Consider the following 7,171-nt stretch of genomic DNA (forward strand, 5'->3'; position numbering starts at 1 on the left):
AGGCGCCCTCGTCGCTTGTTCTATATCCCGCCACACGCTTCTGCGCCCCGCCCATAACATCCTGCAGGACGGCACGGCCAGTTATCGCCCGTTGAAATCGAACGCTTCATTCCCTGCTGATCTGCTGATATTCAAGGCGTTCAACAAACCCGTGGCGAGGGAGCTTGCTCCCGCTGGGCTGCGCAGCAGCCCCTAAAGCAGCGAAATCAATCTACCTGGCACACCGAGTTGCCTGGTTTGGGGCCGCTTCGCAGCCCAGCGGGAGCAGCTCCCTCGCCACGGTTCAAGTGAACAGCATCATCGCGCCTCAGTGGACGCCCCGAACGGGGACGACCGTTTATCGCCCATTGAAAATTTGATAGCTTCAGTTCTCGCCTGATCTGCCGTTATATCGACTTGTTGCCGGCCCGATACGTGATTGCTTGCCGGGCAATTTCGCGACAGTGACCTGGCTAAACACAACAAGAGACCTGGCGAATGGACAACGGACGATACGAAAGGCAGGCGGCGACGGCGGGGGGAACGGCGGCGTCCGAGCTGTTGCCGCATATTCTGCTGATCGACGATGTCCCCGAAGACATCCGCGCCACGCTCATCCTGTTGAAGACTCAGCCCTGGCGCATTTCCCTGGCCAGCGACGCCTATCAAGGCTATCAACGCGCGCTTGCCCTGCGCCCGGACCTCATCGTCCTGGATGTGCATATGCCGCAAATGGACGGTTTCAGCCTGTGCCGGCTGTTGCGCGAGGCACCGGCTACCCGGCATGTCCCGATCCTGTTCCTGTCGTCGGCCAATACGTCGTTGGAGCGCTTGGAAGGCCTGACCGTGGGCGCGGTGGACTACATTCCCAAATCCTGCGCCCCCGAAGAAGTGCTGGCGCGTATCAAGATCCACCTGCAATTGACCTGGCGCGCGCCACCGACCGTCCATGAAAGCCCGGCCGATCCGCAGCCGCAAGGCGATGAGATTGTGCTGCGCGCGGCGATGCGGCTGATCGAAAACCACCTGGACGACATGCCGTCCCTGGGCCTGCTCGCGCAAAAAGTCGGCACCCATGAAAAACGCCTCACCGCGATCTTTCGCGAACACCTTGGGATGACCGTATTTGCCTACATTCGCGACGCACGATTGCGACGCGGCCAGGATTTGCTCGGCGAAAGCGCCATGAGCGTGCAGGACGTCGCCGAACTGGTGGGCTTTCGCAACGCCTGCAACTTCACCACGGCCTTCCGCCAGCGCATCGGCATGACGCCCAGTCAGTTTCGCCAGCAAGCCCTGGGCATCTCTGAAATAGAGTCGGCCGGGCGCGCCTGATGCGGCTCCTACAGTTTTTATTGCTGACGATAACGTTGTTATCCACAGGCCTGCTGCGCGCCGCGCCTGTGGATATCTGCCGGGCTGACCACCTGGACCTGATGCCCACGATACAAATTTTCGAAGACACCCAGGGCAGCTTGAGCCTGGAAGACGTCGAGCAACTGCCCGACACGCGTTTCGACGCCGCAACCCCAAGCTGGCCGACCCAAGGCTACAGCCGCTCCGCCTTCTGGTTGAAAGTACCGCTCAGTAATTCAAGCGCTGTGGCGTGTTCGCGCCTGCTGGTGATCGGCGCGCCGCGCCTGGAAGACATCCGCGTCTACCAACCGGGACGTGTTGCCCACGGCGGAGCCGCCTATCCCTTGGTCGAATGGCTCCAGCCAGCGGCGCGTCAGCCGGCGTTCCCGGTTTCGCTGGCGGCGGGGGAGAGCGTCACTGTGTTCGTCCGCGTGGCGAGCAACTTCCAGATGTTGCTGGAGCCAGAGCTCTGGTCCGAACCAGCGCTGCTGCGCAGTCAGCAACAGACCTACCTCAGCGACGGACTGACCCTCGGCATCGTCCTGCTGGTCGTCCCGTTCGGCTTCATCGTCGGTTGGATCCTGCGTTCCCGATTGCTGACGGTGAACGCGGGCGCGGTCCTCAGCTACATCCTGCTGACCTGCATCCTCAACGGCTACCTGATCTACTGGCCCAGCGCACTGGGCTGGACGCGCGAGCTGCTGACCTGCGCCAGCGCGCTTTCGTTCGTACTTTTCCTGGCCTACATGCGCGTGCTGTTGCAGGTTGCCCGCCTGCCCAGAATCATCGGCTGGAGCTATTGGCTGCCGCTGTTGGGCTGTGTTTTCGGCCGACTCTGGTGGCTAAAAATCGATCCCGTCCAGGGCGCGCAGATCGTCCAGATATCCCTGATGAGTTTCTACGGCGTACTGCTCGCCACGCTGTTCATGGCCTGGCGCAGACGGCTGAGCTATAGCTGGATGGCCTGGCTGGTGCCGGGCCTATTGCTTGCACAATTGCTGATGCGGCTGTTTTTCCCCCAGGAACATTTGCCCTGGCAATCGCCGGAAACGAAATACAGCCTGTCGTCCACCTTGGCGGGCGTAGTGTTGCTGGTGTGTACGTTGATCATGGAAGTGGCCCGCAGCCGCAACCGCGAAAGACACGCCCTGTCCACCCTCGAACAACAACGCCAAGCCGAGCACGAGCGCCTGGAAAGCACCGTGGCGCTGCGCACGTTGCAGCTGCGCGAATCCCTGGCGGCGCGCAGCGCGTTGATGGCGCGAATCAGCCACGACCTGCGCTCGCCGCTGGTGCGCATCATTGACTACGCGCGCCTGCTGCACGCCGGACCCAACCGCGATTATCAAGCGACCATCGAGCGCAACGCCCGCCAGCAACTGGAGCTGATTGACGAAATGCTCGAGTTCTCCCGTGGCGAGCTGGAGCAGATGCAACTGACCCTCGCGCCGGGCTACCTGTACGGCTTCCTCAAAGAGATCGAAGACGAAGCGGGCTTTCTCGCCGCGCGCCAGGGCAACACCTTCGAGGCTGTGCTGGCGGATGACTTGCCGCCACTGGTAGAGGCCGATTTCAAACGCCTTCGACAGGTGCTCATGAACCTCCTGGCCAACGCGGCGAAATTCACCCGCCACGGCCAGATTCGCTTTGAAGTGAGCGCGGCTCCAGGGGCCACCGCCAACACCGTGGAACTGCGCTTCAGCGTGATCGACACCGGCATCGGCATCGACCCGCAAGAGTTCGAACAACTGCTGCAACCGTTTCGCCGCGGCCGCAATGCCCAGCGTTACGAAGGCAGCGGGCTGGGCCTGTCCATCGTCACGCAACTGTTGGAGCGCATGGACAGCCGCCTCGAACCCCAAGCCACGGGGCAGGGCAGCCACTTCATTTTCCGCCTGCAACTGAAATACGCCGAGGAGCACGACCTCGAAAACGGCATCGTCGACAACCACGTCACGCCGTTCGACGGCCAGGGCAAACACGTTCTGCTGGTGGACGATGTCGAGCAAAACAGCGAATGGCTCTATGACCTGCTGGCCGGCTACGGTTTCGACGTGAGCATCGCGGTGAACGGCGAAGACGCCTTGGCCTGCCTGGCTGAACAATCAGTCGATTTTTTGATCAGCGACCAGATGATGCCGGGCATGGACGGCTGGGCACTGCTGCGCCACGTGCGCGAACGCTGGTGCCATCTGCCCGTGATGCTTTACTCAGCGGTCCCGCCACGCAGACCGCAGAACTACCCAAAGGACCTGGCCTTCGACGCGATACTGCTCAAGCCCGCCGACAGCCGCGAATTGCTGGCGTGCGTCCAGGCACTGGCCTGCCCGGACACGGTGCGTCGCGAAATGGCTCGGGAGTCCTAGCGTGCCGGGTTTGGATTACCGACTGCTCTTGCTCGCCAGCCTTTCGACATTGCCTTGGGCGGCGGTCCAGGCCGAACAAGCGGCGCCCAGCGCGCTCACGCTCGACGCAACCACCGTCACCGCCCGCCGCCGCGAGGAAGACCCGCAACAGGTGCCGATCCCGATCAACGTCCTCTACGGCGATCAATTGGACGAAGCAGGCCTGCACCGACTGCAAGACATCCAACAACGCGTGCCCGGCCTGATCGTGTCCGGCCACGACGCCCGCTACGCCGGCTTCGGCCTGCGCGGCTTCGGCGCGACCGCCTACAACGATGGCCTGGAAGGCAGCGTCGGCACCTACGTCGATGGCGTCTACCAGGCGCGCCAGGGCATGGCCTTCACCGAGTTGATGGACATCGAACGCATCGAAGTCCTGCGCGGACCCCAAGGCACCTTGTTCGGCAAGAACACCACCGCCGGCGCGCTGAACATCATCACCCGCCAGCCAACGTTCCAGCCCGAAGCCAACCTCGAAGCCAGCTACGGCGAGCGCGGTTTGCGCGAATACCGCGGGACGATTTCCGGCCCGCTGCAAGACGATGTGCTCGCCGGCCGACTCAACGTTTTCGACAGCGCCACCGATGGCACAGTTGAAAACCTGCAAGACGGCAGCCGCCTCGGCGACGCCGACAGCCAAGGCCTGCGCGGCCAACTGCTGTGGACGCCGACCCCGGATTTCAGCGCCCGCCTGATCGCCGACTATGCCGAGCAAAACGAAGCCGGCAACGTCTTGCTGGTCAATCACTACGGCACCCAGACCCGCAAGCGCGCCCAATTCCTCGGCTATCCGCTGACCGAGCCCGACCCCTACAAACGCGAGTCCCGCATCGACGCGCCAGGCCATCCGCAAACCCTGCAAAACGGCGTCTCGCTGGAATTGAACTGGGACCTCGACGAGGCCATGCGCTTGACCAGCATCACCGCCTACCGCGACTGGGACTACCGCGCCAGCCGCGACATCGACAGCACCGCGCTGTCGGCGGCCCAATCCGAAACCGAGCTGGGCCATCGGCAGTTCAGCCAGGAATGGCGCCTGTCCGGCACCGCCGGCTCGTCCGTCGATTATGTCGCCGGTCTCTACTACCTGCGTCAACAGCTCGACCGCCAGAGCGACAGCGAATTCGGCAAGGACGCCGCGCCTTGGTTCGTCGGCGATCAACTGGCGCAATTGCAAAAGCTCTACGGCGTCACCTTCACCGATCCAAGGCAAGTGCCGGCCATCCTGCTGGACGGCGCTCGGCAACGCTATGACGGCGAACAGAAGGGCGACAGCCGAGCCGTTTTCGGCCAGCTCTCCTGGCGCCCGATTGACCCGCTGGAACTCACCGGTGGCCTGCGCTACAGCCAGGAGCGCAAGGACGGTTGGATCTCTCGCGACGTCAGCAACCTCGCCCCACTGACCGGCATGCCCCCGGTGTTCCAGTCGGGCGGGCAATTGCTGCGCGACATCGCCCTTGGCGGTGCTTATTACCGTGAGGACTCGATAAAAGAAAACAACGTCTCCAGCCTCCTCAGCGCCAGCTACCGCTTCAGCGAGGCGGTGATGGGCTACGTCAGCTGGTCGCGGGGCTACAAGGCCGGCGGCATCAACTTCGACGTGGTCGGCCCGTTCACCGCGCCGACCTTCGAGCCGGAACGCGCCACCGCACTGGAGCTGGGCATGAAGACGCGCTTCTGGGATGAGCGCGCCTTGCTCAATCTTGCCGTCTACCAGACCGACGTCGACAACTACCAAGCGCTCACCTACAGCCCGCCGACATCGCTGTTCGCCCCACCCCTGCGCGACAACCTGATCAACGTCGGCAAAGTCCGCCTGCGCGGCATCGAACTCGATTCCGCCTGGCAACTCACGCCGAAACTCACCGGCCGCTTGGGCCTGGCCTGGAGCGACGCCCGCTACCGCAGCTTCCCCAACGCACCATGCCCACCGGCCTCGGGCCAATGGAACTGCGACCTCAGCGGCGAGCGCCTCTACAACGCGCCGCAATGGAGCCTCAGCAGCGGCCTCGACCATACCCACCCGCTGCCCTACGGATTGGAAGCCTTCAGCGGCATCGACTACAGCTTTCGCACCGGCTACTCCGGCACCCTCGAAGGTGGCGAAGGCAGCTATCAACCCAGCTACGGCCTTACCAATTTGCGCCTTGGCCTGCGCAGCCAGGACCGCGCCTGGGAAGTGGAAGGCTGGGTGCGCAACGTCTTCGACCGTCAGTACATCACCGCCGTCTATTCACTGCTCGGCGCCGGCGACTACGGCGTCATGCCCGGCAACGAACGCATCCTCGGCACCACCGTCAGACTTCGCTATTGACCGAAATAAACCGCGTCGGACAAAACGCCAGACGATTACCGCCAGCCTTTTTCGACAGGTACATGGCCTGATCCGCCTTACTGATCAGCCCATCGACCTCATGCCCATGCTCAGGGTAAAACGCCACCCCGATACTCGCCGCGATCTCCACCGTCTGCGCGCCAATCAAGATCGGCGCATTCGCCGCCGCCAGCATCCGCTTGAGCAACGGCTCGCTGTCCTCCACCGCCTGCAAACCCACCAGCCCCGCGACAAACTCATCGCCACCCAACCGCGCCAACGTATCGCCCTCACGCAACGTCGCATTGATCCGCGCCGCGACAATCTGCAACACCCGATCCCCCCAGTCATGGCCATAACTGTCGTTCAGCGCCTTGAACCCATCCAGGTCAATAAACGCGATCGCCACCTTCTGCTGATGAATGCGCGCCCTGCCCAACGCCTGACGCATCCGTTCGGCCAACAACAACCGATTGGGCAACTGCGTAAGCGCGTCATACCGCGCGTCCCGCTCCAGCAACTGCAGACGCTGCTTCATCTGCGTCATGTCGGCGAGCAGCGCCACATAATGCTGAACGTTCCCGTGCCGGTCATGCACGGCGCTGATGCTGATCCGCGACGTCATCTCCCGGCCGTCCTTGTGGTTGCTCTGAATCTCACCGGACCAATGACCGTGGAAATCCAACGCGTTCTTCATCGGCGCATAAAACGCCGTGAGCCGACGCACCATGCGATGGGCGTTCAACTCGCGGCCCTCAATCTCTTCCTGCCCGTAACCGGTGAGGCGGGTGAAGGCCTCGTTCACGGCGATGACCCGGCCGAACGGGTCGACCAGGATGACGCCTTCGCGGGCGTGGCTGAACACGGTGGCGGCCAGTTCTGGGCAGAGGGTATTGAGGCGACGGTCCGGTGCAGCCTCGTCACGGGTGGCAGGCCATATGTTGGAATCGAAGCCTTGTTGCGCCAGATAGGTGGCCAGGGAAGAGAGCGACTTGTGCAGGCGGGTCAGGGCATTTGTGGCGAGCCTGGAGTTGAGGCAATAGCGCCGGATGAAGGTATGTAAGTTCATGGGGGGTACACGGTGCTCGGTTGCAGCGGTGGGGGGTGAGTGGAGAGG

General features: G+C 63.1%; 4 protein-coding genes. 3 read left to right on the plus strand and 1 reads right to left on the minus strand.

Annotated elements, in window-relative coordinates; all coding sequences use genetic code 11:
• The first annotated feature begins 477 nt into the window (after positions 1–477).
• From LQ215_RS24660 to LQ215_RS24670, 3 genes are read left to right on the plus strand one after another with little or no spacing between them, the layout of a single operon-like run.
• Positions 478–1,314, plus strand: a complete 837-nt coding sequence (locus LQ215_RS24660) for a response regulator transcription factor (protein ID WP_230152988.1) — start codon at positions 478–480, stop codon at positions 1,312–1,314.
• A complete protein-coding gene (locus LQ215_RS24665) occupies positions 1,314–3,701 on the plus strand; it encodes a hybrid sensor histidine kinase/response regulator (protein ID WP_230152989.1) in 2,388 nt (795 codons plus the stop codon). The genes LQ215_RS24660 and LQ215_RS24665 overlap by 1 nt, the downstream gene beginning before the upstream one ends.
• Before the next feature lies 1 nt (position 3,702).
• Positions 3,703–6,054 carry a TonB-dependent receptor gene (locus LQ215_RS24670; protein WP_230152991.1) on the plus strand — a complete coding sequence of 784 codons (2,352 nt, stop codon included), beginning with the start codon at positions 3,703–3,705 and terminating at the stop codon, positions 6,052–6,054.
• Here the strand turns inward: LQ215_RS24670 and LQ215_RS24675 are convergent.
• Positions 6,038–7,123, minus strand: a complete 1,086-nt coding sequence (locus LQ215_RS24675) for a sensor domain-containing diguanylate cyclase (protein ID WP_230152992.1) — start codon at positions 7,121–7,123, stop codon at positions 6,038–6,040. The two genes, LQ215_RS24670 and LQ215_RS24675, sit on opposite strands and share 17 nt — an antisense overlap.
• Between the last annotated feature and the right edge of the window lie 48 nt (positions 7,124–7,171).

Source organism: Pseudomonas brassicacearum (genome assembly GCF_918698105.1).
GTDB classification, from domain to species: domain Bacteria; phylum Pseudomonadota; class Gammaproteobacteria; order Pseudomonadales; family Pseudomonadaceae; genus Aquipseudomonas; species Aquipseudomonas brassicacearum_F.

Excerpts from the sequence above, each read along its gene's own strand:
- LQ215_RS24660 (WP_230152988.1), top strand. The coding sequence starts at position 478 with ATGGACAACGGACGATACGAAAGGCAGGCGGCGACGGCGGGGGGAACG.
- LQ215_RS24665 (WP_230152989.1), top strand. The coding sequence starts at position 1,314 with ATGCGGCTCCTACAGTTTTTATTGCTGACGATAACGTTGTTATCCACA.
- LQ215_RS24675 (WP_230152992.1), bottom strand. The coding sequence starts at position 7,123 with ATGAACTTACATACCTTCATCCGGCGCTATTGCCTCAACTCCAGGCTC.